Below are 18,658 nucleotides of genomic sequence, written 5' to 3' on the forward strand. Positions count from 1 at the left end.
TAGCGAACAGCGAAAAAAACGAACAAAAAAAATGTACCTAAACTGCCATACATACTACAGCCTTCGATACGGGACTTTCTCGGAGATTGAGCTTTTGCAATTGGCAAAAAAGCATGGCATTACACAATTAGTACTGACCGATATTAATAATACCTCTGCTTGTTTAAATTTTGTTCGTAAGGCGACTGAATATGATGTGCGACCTATTTTGGGAATCGATTTTAGAAACGGAGTAGAACCTTGTTTTGTAGGTGTTGCAAAGAATAATGAAGGGTTTTTAGAACTCAATGATTTTTTGTCCCATCACATTCACAACGAAAAGAAACTACCGGAACTCGCTCCGCAGTTTAAAGAGGTGTTCGTTATTTATCCGTTTGAGAAAGTGCTGCAGCATGAAAAGAAAACCTTTGCCGAGCATGAGTTTATTGGGGTTTCCGTAAATGAGCTAAAGCGACTTCGGTTTTCAAAATTATTGGAGCAGCGAGATAAAATAGTATTGCTGCAACCCGTAACGTTTAGAAATAAGCGCGATTTTAATGCGCATCGATTATTACGTGCCATTGATAATAACACTTTGCTGAGTATGTTGTCGGTTACGGAGCAGGCTCGCGATGACGAACACATGTACGCGATACCTAATTTGGCGGCGCATTTTTCCGAACATAGTTTTATACTTGAAAATACCCAGCGGTTAATGGATGCTTGTTCCATTTATTTCGATTTCACTAAAGATCGAGAACCTCAAAATTTGAGTAAGTATTTAGGCAGTACAGAAGAAGATGAACTATTCTTAGAACAATTATGTCAAGAAGGCTTACCGCTTAGGTATCCTGATATAAATCAGGCGGTATTGGACCGCTTGGAGAAGGAGCTGCACCTCATTAAAGAAATGAATTTTGTCTCTTACTTTCTGATCAATTGGGATATCATCACTTATGCCCGAAAGCAGAATTTCTTTTACGTGGGTAGGGGTAGCGGTGCCAATAGTATTGTGGCATACCTGCTTTTTATTACCGATGTAGATCCCATGGAGCTCGACCTGTATTTTGAGCGTTTTATTAATCTGTATCGTGTAAATCCGCCCGATTTTGATATAGATTTCTCGCATCGTGACAGACCGGTGATGACGGAGTATATTTTTAATCGATTCGAGAATGTAGCGCTCTTGGGGACCTATGTTACTTTTCAATCTAGGGGAGTAATCAGAGAGCTGGGTAAGGTATTCGGGCTACCAAAAGATGAAATAGATCTATTATGTAATGGTAATGTAGAGGCGAGTAGATTAGATAATATATCGGCTTTGGTTTTGAAATACACACAGCTGCTACACGGTATGCCCAATTATTTGAGTATTCATGCAGGCGGAATTCTAATTACCGAGAAACCCATTCACTGGTTTTCGGCAACCAATATGCCTCCAAAAGGATTTCCCACCACGCAGTTTGATATGGTGATTGCCGAAGATGTTGGTATTTTTAAGTTCGATATTCTTGCCCAACGCGGACTCTCGAAAATAAAAGAGACGCTAGATATTCTGGAATGTGACCGACCAGAAGAATTTGCCAAGTTTGATATTCATGATATCAAGGCATTTAAAAAAGACCCGAAAGTCAATAATTTGGTAAAAACTGCGCAGTGCATGGGTTGTTTTTATGTGGAATCTCCCGCTATGCGGATGCTGTTGAAAAAACTAGAGGTAGATACCTATTTGGGTTTGGTAGCGGCAAGTTCTATTATTCGCCCAGGAGTGTCTAAAAGCGGAATGATGCGCGAATATATTCTTCGCCATCGTAATAAGGGCAGGGCAGAGAAGCTGGCACATCCGGTAATGCTGGAAATTATGCCAGAGACATACGGAGTTATGGTCTACCAAGAAGATGTCATTAAAGTAGCCCATCACTTTGCAGATCTAGATTTAGGTGAAGCCGATGTATTAAGACGCGGAATGAGCGGTAAGTTCCGTTCACGGGAGGAGTTTCAAAAAGTGCAAGATAAATTTATGGACAACTGCCGTAAAAAGGGATATGCAGAAAAACTCATTCAGGAGATTTGGAATCAGGTAGCAAGTTTTGCAGGCTATGCATTTGCCAAAGGGCATTCGGCATCGTATGCGGTAGAAAGCTACCAAAGTTTATTTTTACGTGCCTACTATCCGTTGGAATATATGGTGGCGGTGCTCAATAATGGTGGCGGATTTTATAAACCCGAATTCTACGTACACGAAGCCCGTATGTTGGGGGCAACAATTCATCCGCCTTGCGTAAATAGAAGTAATGCAGCAAATAAGATTTATGATAAAGATTTGTTTTTAGGATTAGGTTATTTGCGGGAATTGGAACAACGGGTGATGGAGCGTATTTTAAAAGAACGCTTTGTGAAAGGTGATTTTATATCGTTGGAAGATTTTTTGGATAGACTGATCATCTCCATAGAACAAGTCAGTATTTTAATACGAATTGATGCATTCCGGTTTACCAAAACCAACAAACATGAATTACTTTGGAAAGCACATTTGTTTTTGAACAAGACGAAGAAAATAGAACACCCAAAACTGTTCGCGCCAAGGCATCAACATTTTGAAATTCCTTCATTATATAGTACTAATCTAGAAGTTGCTTTTACACAGCTAGAGTTGTTAGGGTTTAGTTTATGCAGTCCGTTTGAGCTGTTAGTAGAAGCACCATTAAATAGTTCTGGGAGTGAAGATTTAGAGCGGTATTTAAACAGAAATATTGATATCTACGGATATTTGATAACGGTAAAAAGAACTAGAACACATACAAAAAAAGCTATGTTCTTTGCCACGTTATTAGATCAACAAGGGCAAGTTTTTGATACCGTGCTGTTTCCGCCCGTAGCTAAAAAATATATGTTCAGAGGAAGAGGAATTTATAGATTCTACGGCAAGGTGGTTAGTGAATTTGGCTTTTTAAGTATTGAGGTCATGAAAATGCAAAAGCAAGACTTCATACAAGACCCAAGATATGCAGATATGAAAACCAGCGTTAAGGTTTTTGATCAAAAGAAAACTGGTGAGAAAGCAGGAGGGAGAGAAGAGAGTATAGATGTTAGAGAATAGAGGAAGCGCAGTTGGCTATTCGCAATGCGCTACGCGCTCAGCGCAAAATAATTTTTTCGTGAAGTTCATCGCGAGACGAAAAGCACCCCGGTTATCGCGTCACAGGCGAAGCTCAATTGAAGCACCCAGCGAAAGGCGCCCAGTGAAATGCGTAAAGCGTACAACGTCTAGCGCAAAAAACCATCAACGAAAAACGAATAACGATTTTTCCTAAAATGCCTCAAACACATATCCCAATAGCCAAAATAATATCAAGAACACAAAAAAGGTTCCGATACAACCACATTTACCGCCGCCTATTTTCTTAGCACCATACCAAGCACCAAAGAATTGTATTAATTTTTTCATGAGATCAATTTACGGGTTTTGGTGGTCGCTTTTGGTTTAAAAGTTAGCTTGAAAGATTATTCAGTGGTAATCTAATTTGTATAAAAAAGTAACGTTATTTAGGTGTTAAGACACTTCTTATATAATTCAATATAATTATTGGTCATTGTCGTTAAAGTAAATTTTTCCTTTACAATTCTCACAGCATTTTTCGAAAGGCTATTACTTAAATTTTCATCAATCAATATTTCATTAATTTTATTTTTCAAATCTTCAGAATCAAAAGCGTTAATAAGATAACCGTTAATCCCATGCTCGATAATTTCAGGTGTACCACCATCGTTCGTTGCTATGACCGGAACTCCAAATGCAAGAGATTCTAAAATTGAGTTGGAAACTCCTTCTTTATGTACTAATGGATTTGTGCAAAGTACTGTAATATCTGAAATTTTTATTAGGTCTTCAACATCTGTTCTGAATCCAAGAAAATGAATATGTTCACTTTCTTCTTTGTTAATCATATTTTTTAACATTTTTAAGTTTTCGCCTTTACCGATAACTAAAAAGGTTATATCTCTTCTAAATTTTAAAATTTTTTTTGCAGCATCTATGAATGTTCTTTGATCCTTATTGTTATCAACTCGACCAATCATTGAAACAATGTTTTTTGATTTTATATTGAGATTATCCTTTATATCAATTTTAGTAAATCCATTTTTTTTATATCTACTTTCATTAAAACCATTATAAATTACTTTAGCTTTTTTTAAGGGAATACCATAGGCATTTATACCGGCTTTTGAGTTGCCTATTATATAATTTGAAAGGATAATATTTAACGAAACGGTTAATTTAGAAACGGAAAAAAAATAAGGACTGTTACAATCTGCAACATAAGAACCTATGTAGCTAAAACGTTTAAAAATACTTACAGGGTTTGTGAAAAAAGCAGAAAATACACCCCAAACTTGAACAATATCTGGGTTAAACTTGATTAACAATTGATTAACGGTGCGATAGGTTTTTAAAAAATTTAATTTTTTATTTTTTCTATCAATAATATGTAATTCAATATTTGCATCATACAAATCTTCATAGTCTACATCATTATTGATTATTATAACTTGAATATCATTATAACCTTCATTATTTAGACCTTGAATGAGTTGCAAGCATCTGCGTTCTTTACCACCACCACCGAATGAATCTAAAACGAACGAAATCTTCATAATCTATTATTGTTGTTTGTATGACTAATTAAGGGAAATACTATAAAGTTTTAATAAAATATTTTAAAGAGATTTAAAAAAGTTTACCAATTTTAAACCTTGAATTTTATATAAAAAATTATTTAAAGCCACTTCCTTTCCCTTTTTAGCAATCTGTTTACTCCTTTCAGAATTCAGAAACACCTGAACTATTTTATCAGCTAATATTTGATTATTACCAGGTTCAATAATATAGGCTGATTCATTATCTTTTAGGTAATTTAAAGATTCACCAACAGTAGTAGTAATTACTGGTTTTTCTGCCAATAAATAATCGCCTAATTTTGTCGCAAAGCAGTAAAAATTTTGTTGATTGTATAACTTATTGATTATCATTAAAGTGCAACCATTTTGATATGTATCTAAATCTTCTACTGACAAAAAACCAGTAAATATAACTTTGTCTTGTATATTATATTTTTCAATAATATCATTTATTTTTGAACGATCTGGAGATTTCGATAAGTTTCCGGTAAGAATATATTTAATAGGAAACTTTAACTTTTGTGAAGCAATTGCAAAAGCTTCAAGAGCTCCTAAAATACCGTCTTTTTGTTCATATAAAGTTCCTGAGTGAAAAATATATGGTGTGTCAATTGACATTGTTAAGTTCTTGTTTATAACTTCATCCTTTGGCTCCACCATTATTGGAACTTTAATTATTTTAGCGTTTAGTGATTTGTATTTATGTGCTAGATTAGATAATGGTTCTGAAATACAAATGAACCCATCAAATTTCGGAAAAATGTTTTTTAAAAATTTCTCACGTTTCTTTTTGATTTTATTATTCTCCTCCCCAGTCCCAAAAGGGAATTCACATAAATCTCGAACGACTTTGGCTCCTGTTTTTTTAGCAGCTTTTATAATTAAGCCATTTAAAGAATCTTCTCTTAAGTAATTTAAGATTATATCTTCATTTGTACTGTGTTTAACAATGTATTTCAGTGTTTTTACATAATCCATGTAATCATTATATCTACGGATTAAGATATTTGATTCACGCTCAGTCTTATTGCTAATATACCTATAATATTCACCTTGAGGGATGTTGTTTTTAATTGGTTTTCCATATACCTCAGTTCTTGTAGCTATAATTATTTCACAATCTATGCCTGCTGAAATTAAGCCTTTTGCATAACAATTGACGCGTTTTGTTCCAGCCATTCCATTTGGAAATGCTTGTTTGGTTATCAAGAATACTTTCATTTTTTTATATGCTTAATAAGATTTGAGTTACAATTTTGTTCAAAATAAGTATGGATATATAAAAAATTTATGCAGGATTAAAAATCTTCATAATAATAGCGCTCTGTGAATTCTTCAAATTCTTTTAGAATATTTCTGTTGGGTACACCAACAGAAACTGAGTTGTCAGGTACATTTTTATTTACCAATGCATTAGCACCAATAACAACATTATTGCCAATATGAATTCCACCAACAATTACTACTCCTGGAGAAATTCTTACTTTGTCACCTATAATAGGAACTCCATTTTTTTCTGATGCAAGAGTAACACTATGGGATAACATTACATTGTTCCCTATTATAGCTTGGTAATTAACAACTAATGCCATACCGTGATTGATCTTTAAGCCATATCCAACTTGAACGGATAAAGGAAAATCTATAACATATTTTGTGCTCAGTTTTGTATAAATAATTTTTGATATAAAAGCAAAAAGAAAATATTGTTTTTTTCTTTTTAAGATATTATAGTTCCTAGCTAACCTAAACCAAACTATAAAACGAAAACATTTATTTGTTCTATATTGTTTTAGAAAAGTCTTCTTTGAAACTCCTTTGCCTAATCTGTATAAATCAGACTTTATATAGTTAAATAAATTATTTTTATTTTCGACTTTTAATTTCATGAATTTATTGCTTTTATAACCCTACAAGGATTTCCGGCTGCAACAACATTTGCAGGTATATCTTTAATTACGACACTATTGACACCTATGATAGTGTTATCACCAATCGAAACTCCTTTCATTACTACAACACCATACCCTAACCAAACATTATCTCCTATAAAAACAGGTTTGGGTCGTCCAGAAACTCTAGGGTCATCCATATGCCAATCACTATCTGTAATTAACACATTTGCTCCAACCATGGCATTTTTTCCTATAATTATTTTTTTCCAACAACCTATTGTTACACCGCTAAAACCAGAACCAGAACCAATATCCAATATTGCATTCCTCTCTAATGTAGAAATCATACATTTATGATTAACACCTATTCTATTAGATGTTGTTCTAGAATTAAAGCGGCAATTATCATCAATTTTAATTAAAGAATTAATTGCCATTTCAAAAGAAGCCCATCCCCTAAAACTACAGTTGCTGCCTAATTTTACACCAATAAATTTTAAATAATTAGACTCAAAAAAAGATATTATACTATTTATTACTTTAAATCTAATTGTGTTAACTTTTTTAAAAAATCTATTCATTTTAATATATTTTCTAGAATTCACCCATTACTTTGATAAAAAAAACCATTCTGCATGTTAGTAGATATTTCATGTTCAAGGATTAATAACTAAAGAACTAATATTTTTCTTCAAAATTTTTATGGTTATTAAAATATATGACTAATCAATAACCCTTAGATAATTAAATTATATCATGCTTATCGCAAAATAGTTATTTAATAAAGATGGAACTCATATATTTATTAATCTGAAAATCATTCATACTTCTAAAACTTTTTGAAAAACATATAGCAAAGAGCATCCACAAAGTTAAAGTTGAAATATCCAATCTCTGAAAATCCTCTACCCAACCATATGACCAACGAAAAGCTAGATATAATCCTACAATTTTAATATAACTATTATTAGAATGATAAATAGCCAATGCTGTGGCTCTTATAAAAACAAAAAAATATAATAGTACTCCTAGTAACCCCATCCAAGTAAAAATATTTATTATTGCTACTTCTGATATACGATCAACAACATCTGTCGTTATTATCTTTCCTTGACTAGCAGATCTCCTAGCCTGCCAGTTTGAATCATAACCCCTTGCAAAAGTGCGTCCAAAAATCACATTTTTGTTTAATATAGCAGAATATATAGATTCTTCATATAAAAAAGTTCTAGTATCGGCTGTCAAACTAGTTTCACGCACTTCTCCATAGGTATTAGTATTTACGTAAGAAAAATCCCCGGAAATGTATTCATCCATTTTAAACACATTAAATACATTAGTAATGCCTAATATAAAAAGAACAATAGGTGTAATTAAAAAAATATTTCGCCCAAACTTAATAGCTTTTAAATAAACCCAAGTGGATTTAAAATACAAGCTAACACCTAGTAATAAGGCAATTAAAAATTTTAATACATGGCTTCTAGCTCCTTCTTTATAACAAATAAATATGATTAAAAAAGATAATATTAATAGGATGACTTTTGATTTATAAGGAATTACTCTGAAAAATAATAAGTAAACTAGTAGTAGTGGAAGAAAAAAGCCAATTGCTTCTCCTATACTAGACATAAACGGAAACCACAAAAGACATAGAATTGGAGCTATACGAAACCAAAAATAATTAATCTTCCTAAACAAAAAAGGATAATCTAAATAATAAACAGTTATAAAACTCAACATTGCTGGAAAATATAAAAGCAAAAACTCCCACTGTTCCTTTCCTTCAGCAATAAAAATTGATCTAACACCAGTTATCACAATTAAAATCATAAAAAAAGAAAAAGCCCCAATTTTGGGCTTATTAAATGGGTTTTTAAATATAAAATAACCCCAGACCAAAATAAAAACATATATAAAAGACCTAATTAGAGTAAAAGTCAAAGAAGTCGATAACATAATCGAACTCCAGCCTTCAACAGATGTAACTGAAATTAAAAGAAATAGAAAAACGATAAGATTACTAAAAATTTTTTTCATGCATCAGAAAAGGTGTATTAATCTAATAAGATTGTTTCAAACAAATCATTCCATTAATTTTCGCTCAACAACTTTTTTAATAAAAAGTTCAGGGCTATGGAATAACTTAAAAGAAGATTTCAATTCATCTTCAGGCCAATCCCACCATTTTGTCGCCTTAATTTCTTCAATTATTTCCTTAGTAAATCTATATTTTATAAACTTAGCGGGAACTCCTCCAACCACAGAATAAGGGGCAACATCTTTCGTAACGACTGCTCGAGCAGTTATTACAGCTCCGTCTCCAATAGTTACTCCTGCTGGTATTAAAACTCCTTCACCAATCCAAACATCATTCCCTATTGTAACGTGATCATACTCATTAAAATATTTAGTGTCCGAAAAAGTTTTAAATGCCTTATTAATAGAATAGAAAGCAGGGTGTGTAGAGACTAAGTCCAATGGGTGCTTTCCTAAAACAATCTGAACATTGGGTCCTATAGAACAAAATTTTCCCGTTTTTGTATTTAGTAATTTAGAATCCCTATTTACATAAGTATAATCTCCAAGAGTTGTATTAATTACGGATACATTTTCTCCTAAATAATTATATATACCAAATTTAGTGTTGACTATACCACAATTTAAAGCTAAATTCAAATTGACACTACGGTATTTGTAGCTTCTAATTAACCTTTTTGTTTCTAAAACAATCCTTTGTAAACTCAAGAAACTAAAAAATTTACTTATCCCAAATGCCATAGGCTTTTTTATTTATAATTTTTGAATATTGTATTGGACAAAGAAAAAGATGTGGAAGCAAACAAACGATGGTTGCAATTATTACCCCAGAAACACCAAATCCCATTGTTTTTGCTATAAAAATAGATAACGGAATATTAATTACCGAGGTTGATATGATAGCATACATTTGCAATTTTACCTTTCCCGTGCCATTAATAAAATGTGTAAAAGGCCCATAACTTATCACTACCGCAAAATAAATTGCCATATAGATAGAGAGCGAAAGAGGTATAACTACCTGATCACCAATCCAAAGATCATAAAATAATTGCGAAGCAAATACTAAAACAATAAGACTTATGATTGAAAGAAAAGATAACCTAATTAAATTCTTCATGGATTGCCGAATCCAATCAAAATCATTTTTTATATAAGCTTCTGACATTGATGACCAATAAGGCATTAGTATTAAGGATAACCCCATTTCTATTATACTAAAGTATTTAAAAGCTATATTGTAAGGGACCACTTCCTCTGGTCCAAATAATTGTGTGATAATAATATTGTCTGTTGAAAATAATATCATTTTAGCTATCTGAATAACAAAAAATTTCATTCCCAATCCAAAAATATCATTTAAATATTCTTTCTTCCATAAAGAGAATTTCGGTTTAAACACTTTGTATTTGTTATTAAACGCAAAAAAATTGAGACCAACCAAAATAACTAATGGAAAAATGGAATATATTATTCCAAATATTAGAAGAGAACTTTCAGATGTTTTGGTCATCATCCAAACCAAAAACAAAGACCCAGCCTGTGTAAAAAAGTTAATTCTACCTTGCATAGAATGGTGTTGATCAGCCGTATATATAGTTATAATTAATTTTGCGACAAGTCGTAAACAAAAGAAACCAAAAACTATAGGCATTAAAATACTGAGGTTTTTTTGCAAATCTGGTGATGTATTAAATACTTTGGTCCAGTCTATAAAAAAATTAAGTAAAGAAAAAATTACAATTAAACCAAGACATACAACTCCAATAGTGTAATAAGCAGAACTCACATACCCCTGCACTAATTTTAAATCACCTTTGGCTTTTGCTTCCGTAAATTTATTTCGCAAACCGTTTCCTAATCCAATATCAAAAAAAGCAAACCAAGCAATAAACGAGCTTAGTGTCAACCAAACTCCGTAATTCTCGGTATCTAAATAATTAATAGTCAGCGGTACCAACATAAAAGTAGATAGTATACTACCGCCTTTATACAATGCAGATAAAAGAACGTGCTTGGTTATGTTCTTAGTCCGTTCACTTTTAATACCTACCTTATTTAATATTTTTTTTATTTTATTTTTCAATTTTTATTTTACATTTAATACGTATCTGAAAATAAATTCCAAATACTGCTTACCCTTTTTTATTAAATAAAGAAAGATTAATATTTTGGATTTACTTTAAACCAATTAATAAAATACCTAACTCCTTCCTCTAAGTCGATTTTGGGTCTATAGCCAACTCTTTTTTCCAACGCATTGGTATCCGCCCAAGTTCTTTTTACATCACCATCTTGCATAGGCATAAAATTCTTTTCTGCTTTAACTCCCAAGTGTTTTTCTATACAAGTAATAAAATCCATAAGCTTTACTGGCTTAGAATTACCAATATTGTATACTACCGCTTTTTGTTTTTCAGGCAAAGCAGAAATACAACTATTAATACCCTCCACAATGTCATCTATATATGTGAAATCCCTTTCCATATCGCCATTGTTAAATACCTTTATAGCCTCCCCTTTTGAAATTGCATTTGCAAAAAGCATTGGTGCCATATCTGGTCGCCCCCAAGGACCGTATACCGTAAAAAATCGCAAACCTGTCGTTGGTAAACTATACAAATGACTATAAGAATGTGCCATTAGCTCATTACTTTTTTTAGTTGCAGCATATATGCTTACAGGATGGTCAACACGATCTTCCTCGGAAAAAGGTATTTTAGAATTAGCCCCGTACACAGAAGAACTGGAGGCATATAAGAAATGTTCTATTTTATGGTTTCGACAACACTCTAATAAATTTACAAAACCAACAACATTAGATTGCACATAAGCATGAGGATTTTCTAAGGAGTAACGAACACCAGCCTGAGCAGCCAAATTAACGACATGGGTAAAACCTTCTTGACTAAAAAGGTTTTCCATTTTTGGTAAGTCGGTTAAATCGATTTTCGCAAAATGATAGTTGTGATAGATTTTACTTTTAATTAATTTTCCCTCAGTTGATACTGAATTACGGTTAATTCCTGCTTCCGCTAACCGTGCAAATTTTAAATTAACACTATAATAGTCATTGATATTATCAATACCAACTACATGATATCCATTTTTAATTAATTTTTCAATTAAGTGGAAGCCAATAAAACCAGCTGCTCCCGTTACTAAAATTTTCATTTATTTTTTGTTATTTAAATCTATTATTAATTAATAAGATTTGAAAGATACCGTTTTCCTAAAATGTTCATTCGATTTTATTTTGCTATTCGTTGAAGTGTCAACAAACTGTGATAAGCTTTTTATAATTTGAAAAAAGACGGTTTTTATATACAGGGAAGATTATTTTTATTCATACTTTTTATAATTGTAAATATCAAAATCTTAAAAAATACAAAGTGATTTATTTTTTGATTTAATAGATATTTTGTTAAAACAATTTTTCAATTGAAAAACCGTATTATCTAGTGGTTAAATTTTGAGATTTGTTTTTGAATTAGGCTTTATTTGTTTGAAATATGATTAAAAATATTAATAGTACTATATTTATAATTTTTACAAAAAAACAATATTTAATATTAAATATTATCATTAATATAATTAAATGTAGTTAAATGATAGAATAATTAGGTTAATCAACGAGAATATGATTTATACATCTCTTAATAAAAAGATAATTTGTTTTTTTGCAGAATTTATTAATTGTAACGATAATTTTCTCTAATTTTTTGGATAGTATCTTCTATTTGAATTTTGATATTCAATGCCGGTATTGAAAAAACACTAATAATAATAAATAATGTATAAAGTTAAACTATCCATTGCGAAGGATAATGAAGGTTGTAAGCGGCAAACACCCGCTGAACTTGTTCAATGGGGTGAATATCAGTTTTATATTAATCAAGAGATTAAAAATCCTGATTTTTGGGTTGTTTACAGTAAAGGTGAACGTAAGACTGAAACCTGTGAAATTGCACCTGAAAATACGCTCTTTGTAACAGGTGAGCCAGAGACTGTATACCATTACTCTAAAGGTTTTGTAAATCAATTTGGTAAAATAGTAGTTTGTCAAAACAATTTAGAACATAAGAATCAAACGCATTATCAACCAGCGCAGCCTTGGCATATAGGTAAGATTGCAAATGAAAAGGGGGAAATAAGTTTTTCAAAAAACTATGATAGTTTTAAGAATGAAGAACCACCAGTTAAATCTAAATTGATCTCGGTAATATCTAGTAATAAAGCTTTTACCAAAGGGCATCAAGAAAGAATAGATTTTGTACATAAGCTAAAGGCACATTTTGGAGATCAAATTGATTTGTTCGGTAGGGGTTTTAATGATTTTGATGATAAGTGGGATGTTATTGCTCCTTATAAATATCATGTAGTAATAGAAAATTCTTCGTACTCAGATTATTGGACAGAGAAGTTAGCTGATTGCTATTTGGGTAACTCATATCCTATTTATTATGGATGTACCAATCTAGATAAATATTTTGATAAGGATGCCTATTCTATAATTGATATTAACGATTTTGAAAGGTCAGTAGAAATAATTGAAGATATTCTTGAAAAGGACACTTATAATAATAGTATAGCCCAAATTCAAAAAGCTAAAGATTTGGTATTGGATAAGTATAATTTATTTGCCGTGCTTGCATCTCAATTTGATACTATGGATCCGAATGCCACAAAAAAGCAGATTACCTTAAAGCATGATACCGCTTTCGTTGATTTTGCGAAAATCAAGATTATGGTGATATCTAGAGTAGTTAATAAGCTAAAAATGAAATTTAAATAATGGCAACATTTAGTAAGAAGGAGCGCGTGTTTGCGGCCATTTTATCGGCTACTCCTGGTTTAAAATCCTTTTTAAAAGATATTTATATTTCAATCAACGCTAAACTTCATAAAAAGGATTACATTATTAAGTTAATGGAACAACCTGTTCAAATTACACTTATAGATCCGTTAATTAGCTTTGATACTTCATCTGAAACATTTGGTGGGTATTATGATATAGCAACAGTGAATAATAATGGTCAGGTTCTTTCGCATAGGAGTTCTGTCGCATCTGTTAATTTGCCTTCAGATTCTGTACCGGTAGATATTACGATTACAAATATTCATGATGGTACAACAAAGAAAATAGCACAATCAAAAGCGTATAATTGGCAACAAGGCACGCGACTGCATTGGATAAATGAAGAGCTATTCGTTTTTAATGATTTTAATGAAGATTTAAAAAGGTACGAATCTAAAGTGTTTTCCGCCAAAGAGAATTCATTGATTAAAACTTTTGATTATCCCGTACAAGCGGTCCACAAAGACAAGTATTTTCTCTCTATAAATTATCAACGGCTATTGAGTATGCGACCTGATTATGGGTATCGCAGCTTACCACCATTACAACAATCTAAATTGACCAATCTAAAAAATGATGGTATTTGGAGAATAGATTATGCTTCTGGTAATGCAAAGATGTTGCACACTATAGAAGATGTTGTCAATGTAAAAACAAAAGATATTTTTAAAGATTGTACCCATAAATTGAATCATTTGATCATACAGCCAAATGGAAAAGGATTTATGTTTATACATCGGTATTTTCAAGGCAAAAGAAGATTTGATAGGTTAATGTATTCAGATTTTGAAACTATTAAAGTCGTAATAGATGAAGAATATGTAAGCCATTGCTATTGGCTAGATAATGAGACTATTTTAGGTTATTTAAAAGCAAATGGAGAAAATGGATATTATTACTTAGGTCTAAATGGAGTTGCAACATTATGCCTAGAAATGACCCAACTTCAGTTAGGTGACGGCCATCCTAGTTGTTTTGGAGATTGGATAGTTTTTGATTCGTATCCAGATAAAAGTAGAATGCAAAAATTGTTTCTTTTCAATAGAAAAACAAAGGAATTACATTGTTTGGCAGAATTTTTTCAAAGTACTAAATACAAAAATGAAACGCGTTGCGATTTGCATCCTAGATTCTCAACTAGTGGTGAATATATTAGTTTTGATACCGTTTATCAAGGTAAAAGAAGACAACAAGTAATTGATATCAAATCAATTTTATCACTATAATTTTCAAGAAAAACGAAAAATGGTTAAACGTTCCCTCTCGGTAATCATGTCTGTATACTACAAAGAAAAACCAGAATATTTAGAACTGGCTCTTAATAGTATTTGGACTGTTCAAAACTTAAAACCTACAGAAATCATCCTCGTTGAGGATGGTGAATTGACTAAAGGGCTTTATGAAGTTATTGCAAAATGGAAACAAACTTTAAAAGAAATTTTAGTAATACATAAGAATGAAAGCAATATTGGACTTACAAAATCATTAAATATTGGCATTGATAATGCAACAGGACTTTATATAGCTCGTATGGACAGTGATGATGTATCGGTCTCCGGTCGTTTTATAAAACAAATTGAATATTTGGAAAAAAACCCTGACTATTCTGTAGTTGGCTCTTTAGCACAAGAGATTGATGAGCTGGGTAACTATACCAATATTAGAAACTACCCGCTTACAGATGAAGAAGTTAGAGATTACATCTGTAAAGCATGCCCTTTACAGCACGCAGGGGTAATGCTGAAACGAGAAATCTTTGATAAAGGAATACGGTATAACGAAGAATATCGATTAACGCAAGATTTGGCACTTTGGTTCACCATATTAAATGCCGGATATAAAATCGGGAATATTCCTGAGTGCTTAATTCAGTTCAGAATAACGCAAGATTCTTTTGTATCTAGAGATAAATCTAAAGGGCTACACGAGTTTAAGATATACATGAAGGGCATAAGGAAATTAAAGGGCATAACATGGCGCTATGTATATCCATTTAGCCGAATATTAATGCGTTATATGCCACCAAAATTGATTAAAGGAATTTATGATAGTCCATTAAGAAAAAAAATTTTGCAATAGTAACTATTTGGTAGGTATGTTGCTAATTTTATATCCAATTTAAATTATTTAAAATAAACCTAGATTTTAACTGAATTTAATAGGTTTTTTTCTTAAGAAAAGATGTGTATTCGTAGAACTTACACCAGTTATTTTCTTATTATAAGAATTTAATTTTTAATTAAATCTTTATAAATCTGGTCTAGTTGATTGTTGATGTGGTCAACATTGAAAATAGTTGTAACCAACTTATCTGTTTCTTTAACAATACGTTTACGCATTTCTGTATCATTAATAAGTTGATTAAGCTGGGATGATAATGTTTTAAAATCCCCTACAGGAAAAATCATACCGGTAAAACCATGCTCAACAATATCCGGAATACCTCCGACAGGTGTAACAACACTAGGTAAATGATATGCCCAAGCATCTAAAAGACCCATGGGGAAGCCTTCTCCATCACTCGCCAAACAATATATAGATGATTTTTGAAAAGCTAGCTCTTTGTCTTTTCCTTTTACCCAACCTAAAAAATCAACTTGTTGCTCAATACCATTTTTCTTAACTAAATTTTTGGCATTTTCAATTTCACCATTTCCGGCAAAAACTAACTTCCACTCTGTATTTTTTTTTGCAATTAAGGCAAATGCATTTATAATAGTTTCGTAACCTTTTCTAGGAATTATAGAACCTGCTACAAGTATATTTTTATCTTGTAAACTTCTATTTTGATGAACCTTAGGACACGGATTATAAAGAATAGCCACATTATCATTTATTTCTAATGCTTCTTTGAGCCAACGCTTCCATTGTTCCGATAAAACTAAAATTAAATCTGCTTTTGAAAATAAATTTTTATAAAGTATTTGGTTTTTTGGTTCAAATAAAAACTTTTCATTGGATGGGTGAAAATGTAAGATTAGTTTCTTCCCTGACCATTTGGTAGGATATATAAATAGTTTTTTTCGCTTTGCAGAATTAGTCGTAGCAATATGTACGTGAACAATATTATGCCATGGTAATAAGCAAGTGAAAATAACCAAAGCTTTAAAGACATACCATATTTTTTGGATTTTAGATCCGTCTCTGTGTGTTTCTATCCATTTACAATTGTTTAAATTCCATTGCGGACCACTTTGATGAGCTTTAATAACAGAAGTAATACCACCTCGGGTTAATTTAGAAGTGGCTACGACTAATACTTTATGCTTTTTTTTCTTCATTAAAACTGTGTAATGTGTATTAATCTGAAATTTTTAAAAAATGTTAATTGAAGAAATAATTAAATCTTATAATCTTTAAAAAATGCTATTTATATTTAGTTTATGAAAAGTAATTATTTATGTGCAATTTATATTATAAATTATTACTCCTGAAAGGATATCGATGTATTTAACAAATGGTCGATAAAAAAGTGATAACTCATAGTATGTTGGTATTTTTACTGGTCTTACAAAATAAATTATTTTATAATTAAAAGTTTGTAATTATTATGAAAAATTTCTGTTTCTTTTTATTGCTTACAATAACTAATTTTATTTCCGCACAAATTAAAATTGGAGACAATCCACAAACTCTAGATTCAACTTCGTTACTTGAATTGGAGAGTTCTTCAAAAGTTTTAGTGATTAGTAGAATGACAGAAGTGGAAATGCTCGCAATAAATCCATTACAAGGTGCTATGGTTTTTAATATTGATGCATCTTGTATTTATTATTATGATGGAGCGCAGTGGAATAACATGTGTGCTGGTGAAAGTTCAGGCAATATATCTTGGGGTTCGTTAACAGGTTCTTTGACGGATCAAACTGATTTAGTATCTGAATTTGAAAATTATGTAAATCTAAGTACCGCACAGTCAGTAGCGGGAGAGAAAACACTTACTGATAAACTGACAATAAATACAGGTGATGTAAATGCGCAAATTGCTGAGTTTTTAGGTCGTGTTAAAGGAGAGGAAGGTACAGCTCCTGAAGATTTTGTGACCAAGGCACAATTAGATGCTTCGGGTGGTGCTTCGAGTTGGGGCGCAATAACTGGAAATTTGGTCGATCAAATCGATTTAGCTTCTGAGTTTGATAGTTATGTAGACATTATGACGGCGCAATCGGTAGCGGGAGAAAAAACACTTACTAATAAATTGACAGTCGATACAGGTGATATAGATGCGCAAGTCGCTGAGTTTCTTGGCCGTGTTAAAGGAGAGGAAGGTACAGCTCCTGAAGATTTTGTGACCAAGGCACAATTAGATGCTTCGGGTGGCGCTTCTAGTTGGGGCGCAATAACTGGAAATTTGGTCGATCAAATCGATTTAGCTTCTGAGTTTGAGAATTATGTAGACATTATGACGGCGCAATCGGTAGCGGGAGAGAAAACACTCACTGATAAACTTACAATAGATACTGGTGATTCTAGCATACAGGTTGCTGAATTTCATGGGCGAGTAAAAGGTGAAGATGGAACTGAACCAGAAGATTTTGTGACTAGGCTACAACTAGATGCTGTAGATGTTGGCGGTCATACTGGAGCACAAGGGTCTATATTTTTTGCTAATGAATTAGCCCAACCTTCTGAGGACAATAATAATTTATTTTACGATGAAAACAATAAACAATTAAGAGTTGGAGCATTCGATGATAGAATCTTAATTGACGGGTTTACAGATGATTTAACTACTTTTAGAGTTGAAGGCTCTATTTCAACACCTGTAGGGACTCCTCGAATTCTAACAGAAGAGCATCACACTACGTTTATTTTAAATTCTACATTTGTTACCCTACCGGATCCAAGCACTTGTGTGGGCAGAATATATATTATTAAAATAAGTCCTAAAAATGCGCTTAATCCAACAGAAGATACTAGGGTTCAACTTACCAACAATGGTAGTTATAATGATACTGAATCGATACGGCGAACTGAATTTCCGCCGGGTAGCGTAACGCAATTACAGAGTAGTGGTTTTGCGTGGGAACAGATTAACTGATGTAAAAAACGTTTTAAATCACTTATATGTTTCATATTGCTATCTCAATAAATTTAGCTTCCTATATTGGTTTGCAGATACAGTTGTAAATTTTAGTGTCCATATCTCTTAGCAATTAATAGTTCTACTTTGTCGATAATAATTGGAGATATAATTTTATTAAAG

15 protein-coding genes are annotated in these 18,658 nt (G+C 31.9%); 5 read left to right on the plus strand and 10 right to left on the minus strand.

Annotated elements, in window-relative coordinates:
* Positions 1-31 precede the first annotated feature (31 nt).
* Complete coding sequence (locus tag UH1x_RS10585) at positions 32-3,079, plus strand: DNA polymerase III subunit alpha (protein WP_482621658.1); 3,048 nt, start codon at positions 32-34, stop codon at positions 3,077-3,079.
* 210 nt (positions 3,080-3,289) lie between these two features.
* Here UH1x_RS10585 and UH1x_RS10590 read toward each other — a convergent pair whose 3' ends face one another.
* From UH1x_RS10590 to UH1x_RS10630, 9 genes are all read right to left on the minus strand, one after another.
* Positions 3,290-3,427, minus strand: a complete 138-nt coding sequence (locus UH1x_RS10590) for a hypothetical protein (RefSeq protein ID WP_036151586.1) — start codon at positions 3,425-3,427, stop codon at positions 3,290-3,292.
* A 98-nt stretch (positions 3,428-3,525) separates the two neighbouring features.
* Positions 3,526-4,635, minus strand: coding sequence for a glycosyltransferase family 4 protein (locus UH1x_RS10595; RefSeq protein WP_482621659.1), 1,110 nt, complete (start codon positions 4,633-4,635; stop codon positions 3,526-3,528).
* Between the two features lie 63 nt (positions 4,636-4,698).
* On the minus strand, positions 4,699-5,880 hold the full coding sequence (locus tag UH1x_RS10600) for a glycosyltransferase family 4 protein (RefSeq protein ID WP_482621660.1): 1,182 nt from the start codon (positions 5,878-5,880) through the stop codon (positions 4,699-4,701).
* A 77-nt stretch (positions 5,881-5,957) separates the two neighbouring features.
* A complete protein-coding gene (locus tag UH1x_RS10605; protein WP_482621661.1) occupies positions 5,958-6,548 on the minus strand; it encodes a serine O-acetyltransferase in 591 nt (196 codons plus the stop codon).
* A complete protein-coding gene (locus tag UH1x_RS10610) occupies positions 6,545-7,135 on the minus strand; it encodes an acyltransferase (RefSeq protein WP_482621662.1) in 591 nt (196 codons plus the stop codon). The genes UH1x_RS10605 and UH1x_RS10610 overlap by 4 nt, the downstream gene beginning before the upstream one ends.
* 193 nt (positions 7,136-7,328) lie before the next feature.
* Positions 7,329-8,594, minus strand: a complete 1,266-nt coding sequence (locus UH1x_RS10615) for a hypothetical protein (protein ID WP_482621663.1) — start codon at positions 8,592-8,594, stop codon at positions 7,329-7,331.
* 45 nt (positions 8,595-8,639) lie between these two features.
* Positions 8,640-9,302, minus strand: a complete 663-nt coding sequence (locus UH1x_RS10620) for a CatB-related O-acetyltransferase (RefSeq protein WP_482621664.1) — start codon at positions 9,300-9,302, stop codon at positions 8,640-8,642.
* A gap of 13 nt (positions 9,303-9,315) precedes the next feature.
* Positions 9,316-10,680, minus strand: coding sequence for a lipopolysaccharide biosynthesis protein (locus UH1x_RS10625; RefSeq protein WP_482621665.1), 1,365 nt, complete (start codon positions 10,678-10,680; stop codon positions 9,316-9,318).
* A 77-nt stretch (positions 10,681-10,757) separates the two neighbouring features.
* Positions 10,758-11,768 (minus strand): NAD-dependent epimerase, encoded by a 1,011-nt coding sequence (locus tag UH1x_RS10630; RefSeq protein WP_482621666.1) that lies wholly within the window; start codon positions 11,766-11,768, stop codon positions 10,758-10,760.
* A 619-nt stretch (positions 11,769-12,387) separates the two neighbouring features.
* Here UH1x_RS10630 and UH1x_RS10635 point away from each other — a divergent pair.
* Genes UH1x_RS10635 through UH1x_RS10645 form a run of 3 tightly spaced genes read left to right on the plus strand, consistent with a single transcriptional unit; the run spans position 12,388 to position 15,531 of the window.
* Positions 12,388-13,389 (plus strand): glycosyltransferase family 10 domain-containing protein, encoded by a 1,002-nt coding sequence (locus UH1x_RS10635; protein ID WP_482621667.1) that lies wholly within the window; start codon positions 12,388-12,390, stop codon positions 13,387-13,389.
* Positions 13,389-14,678 carry a hypothetical protein gene (locus UH1x_RS10640; protein WP_482621668.1) on the plus strand — a complete coding sequence of 430 codons (1,290 nt, stop codon included), beginning with the start codon at positions 13,389-13,391 and terminating at the stop codon, positions 14,676-14,678. Before UH1x_RS10635 ends, UH1x_RS10640 begins: the two co-directional genes overlap by 1 nt.
* 46 nt (positions 14,679-14,724) lie before the next feature.
* Complete coding sequence (locus UH1x_RS10645; protein ID WP_482621669.1) at positions 14,725-15,531, plus strand: glycosyltransferase; 807 nt, start codon at positions 14,725-14,727, stop codon at positions 15,529-15,531.
* A gap of 149 nt (positions 15,532-15,680) precedes the next feature.
* On the opposite strand, the gene UH1x_RS10650 is transcribed toward UH1x_RS10645, so the two are convergent.
* Positions 15,681-16,733 (minus strand): glycosyltransferase family 4 protein, encoded by a 1,053-nt coding sequence (locus tag UH1x_RS10650; RefSeq protein ID WP_482621670.1) that lies wholly within the window; start codon positions 16,731-16,733, stop codon positions 15,681-15,683.
* 269 nt (positions 16,734-17,002) lie between these two features.
* Between UH1x_RS10650 and UH1x_RS10655 the strand changes: the two genes are divergently transcribed.
* Positions 17,003-18,493 (plus strand): hypothetical protein, encoded by a 1,491-nt coding sequence (locus tag UH1x_RS10655; RefSeq protein ID WP_482621671.1) that lies wholly within the window; start codon positions 17,003-17,005, stop codon positions 18,491-18,493.
* Positions 18,494-18,658: the final 165 nt, after the last annotated feature.

It is taken from the genome of Maribacter sp. UH1 (genome assembly GCF_056839145.1).

Bases quoted from the DNA above. Each gene is read 5' to 3' on its own strand.
- UH1x_RS10590 (WP_036151586.1), bottom strand. From the start codon at position 3,427: ATGAAAAAATTAATACAATTCTTTGGTGCTTGGTATGGTGCTAAGAAA.
- UH1x_RS10600 (WP_482621660.1), bottom strand. From the start codon at position 5,880: ATGAAAGTATTCTTGATAACCAAACAAGCATTTCCAAATGGAATGGCT.
- UH1x_RS10640 (WP_482621668.1), top strand. From the start codon at position 13,389: ATGGCAACATTTAGTAAGAAGGAGCGCGTGTTTGCGGCCATTTTATCG.
- UH1x_RS10595 (WP_482621659.1), bottom strand. From the start codon at position 4,635: ATGAAGATTTCGTTCGTTTTAGATTCATTCGGTGGTGGTGGTAAAGAA.
- UH1x_RS10610 (WP_482621662.1), bottom strand. From the start codon at position 7,135: ATGAATAGATTTTTTAAAAAAGTTAACACAATTAGATTTAAAGTAATA.
- UH1x_RS10650 (WP_482621670.1), bottom strand. From the start codon at position 16,733: ATGAAGAAAAAAAAGCATAAAGTATTAGTCGTAGCCACTTCTAAATTA.
- UH1x_RS10585 (WP_482621658.1), top strand. From the start codon at position 32: ATGTACCTAAACTGCCATACATACTACAGCCTTCGATACGGGACTTTC.
- UH1x_RS10630 (WP_482621666.1), bottom strand. From the start codon at position 11,768: ATGAAAATTTTAGTAACGGGAGCAGCTGGTTTTATTGGCTTCCACTTA.
- UH1x_RS10655 (WP_482621671.1), top strand. From the start codon at position 17,003: ATGAAAAATTTCTGTTTCTTTTTATTGCTTACAATAACTAATTTTATT.
- UH1x_RS10605 (WP_482621661.1), bottom strand. From the start codon at position 6,548: ATGAAATTAAAAGTCGAAAATAAAAATAATTTATTTAACTATATAAAG.
- UH1x_RS10635 (WP_482621667.1), top strand. From the start codon at position 12,388: ATGTATAAAGTTAAACTATCCATTGCGAAGGATAATGAAGGTTGTAAG.
- UH1x_RS10615 (WP_482621663.1), bottom strand. From the start codon at position 8,594: ATGAAAAAAATTTTTAGTAATCTTATCGTTTTTCTATTTCTTTTAATT.
- UH1x_RS10645 (WP_482621669.1), top strand. From the start codon at position 14,725: ATGTCTGTATACTACAAAGAAAAACCAGAATATTTAGAACTGGCTCTT.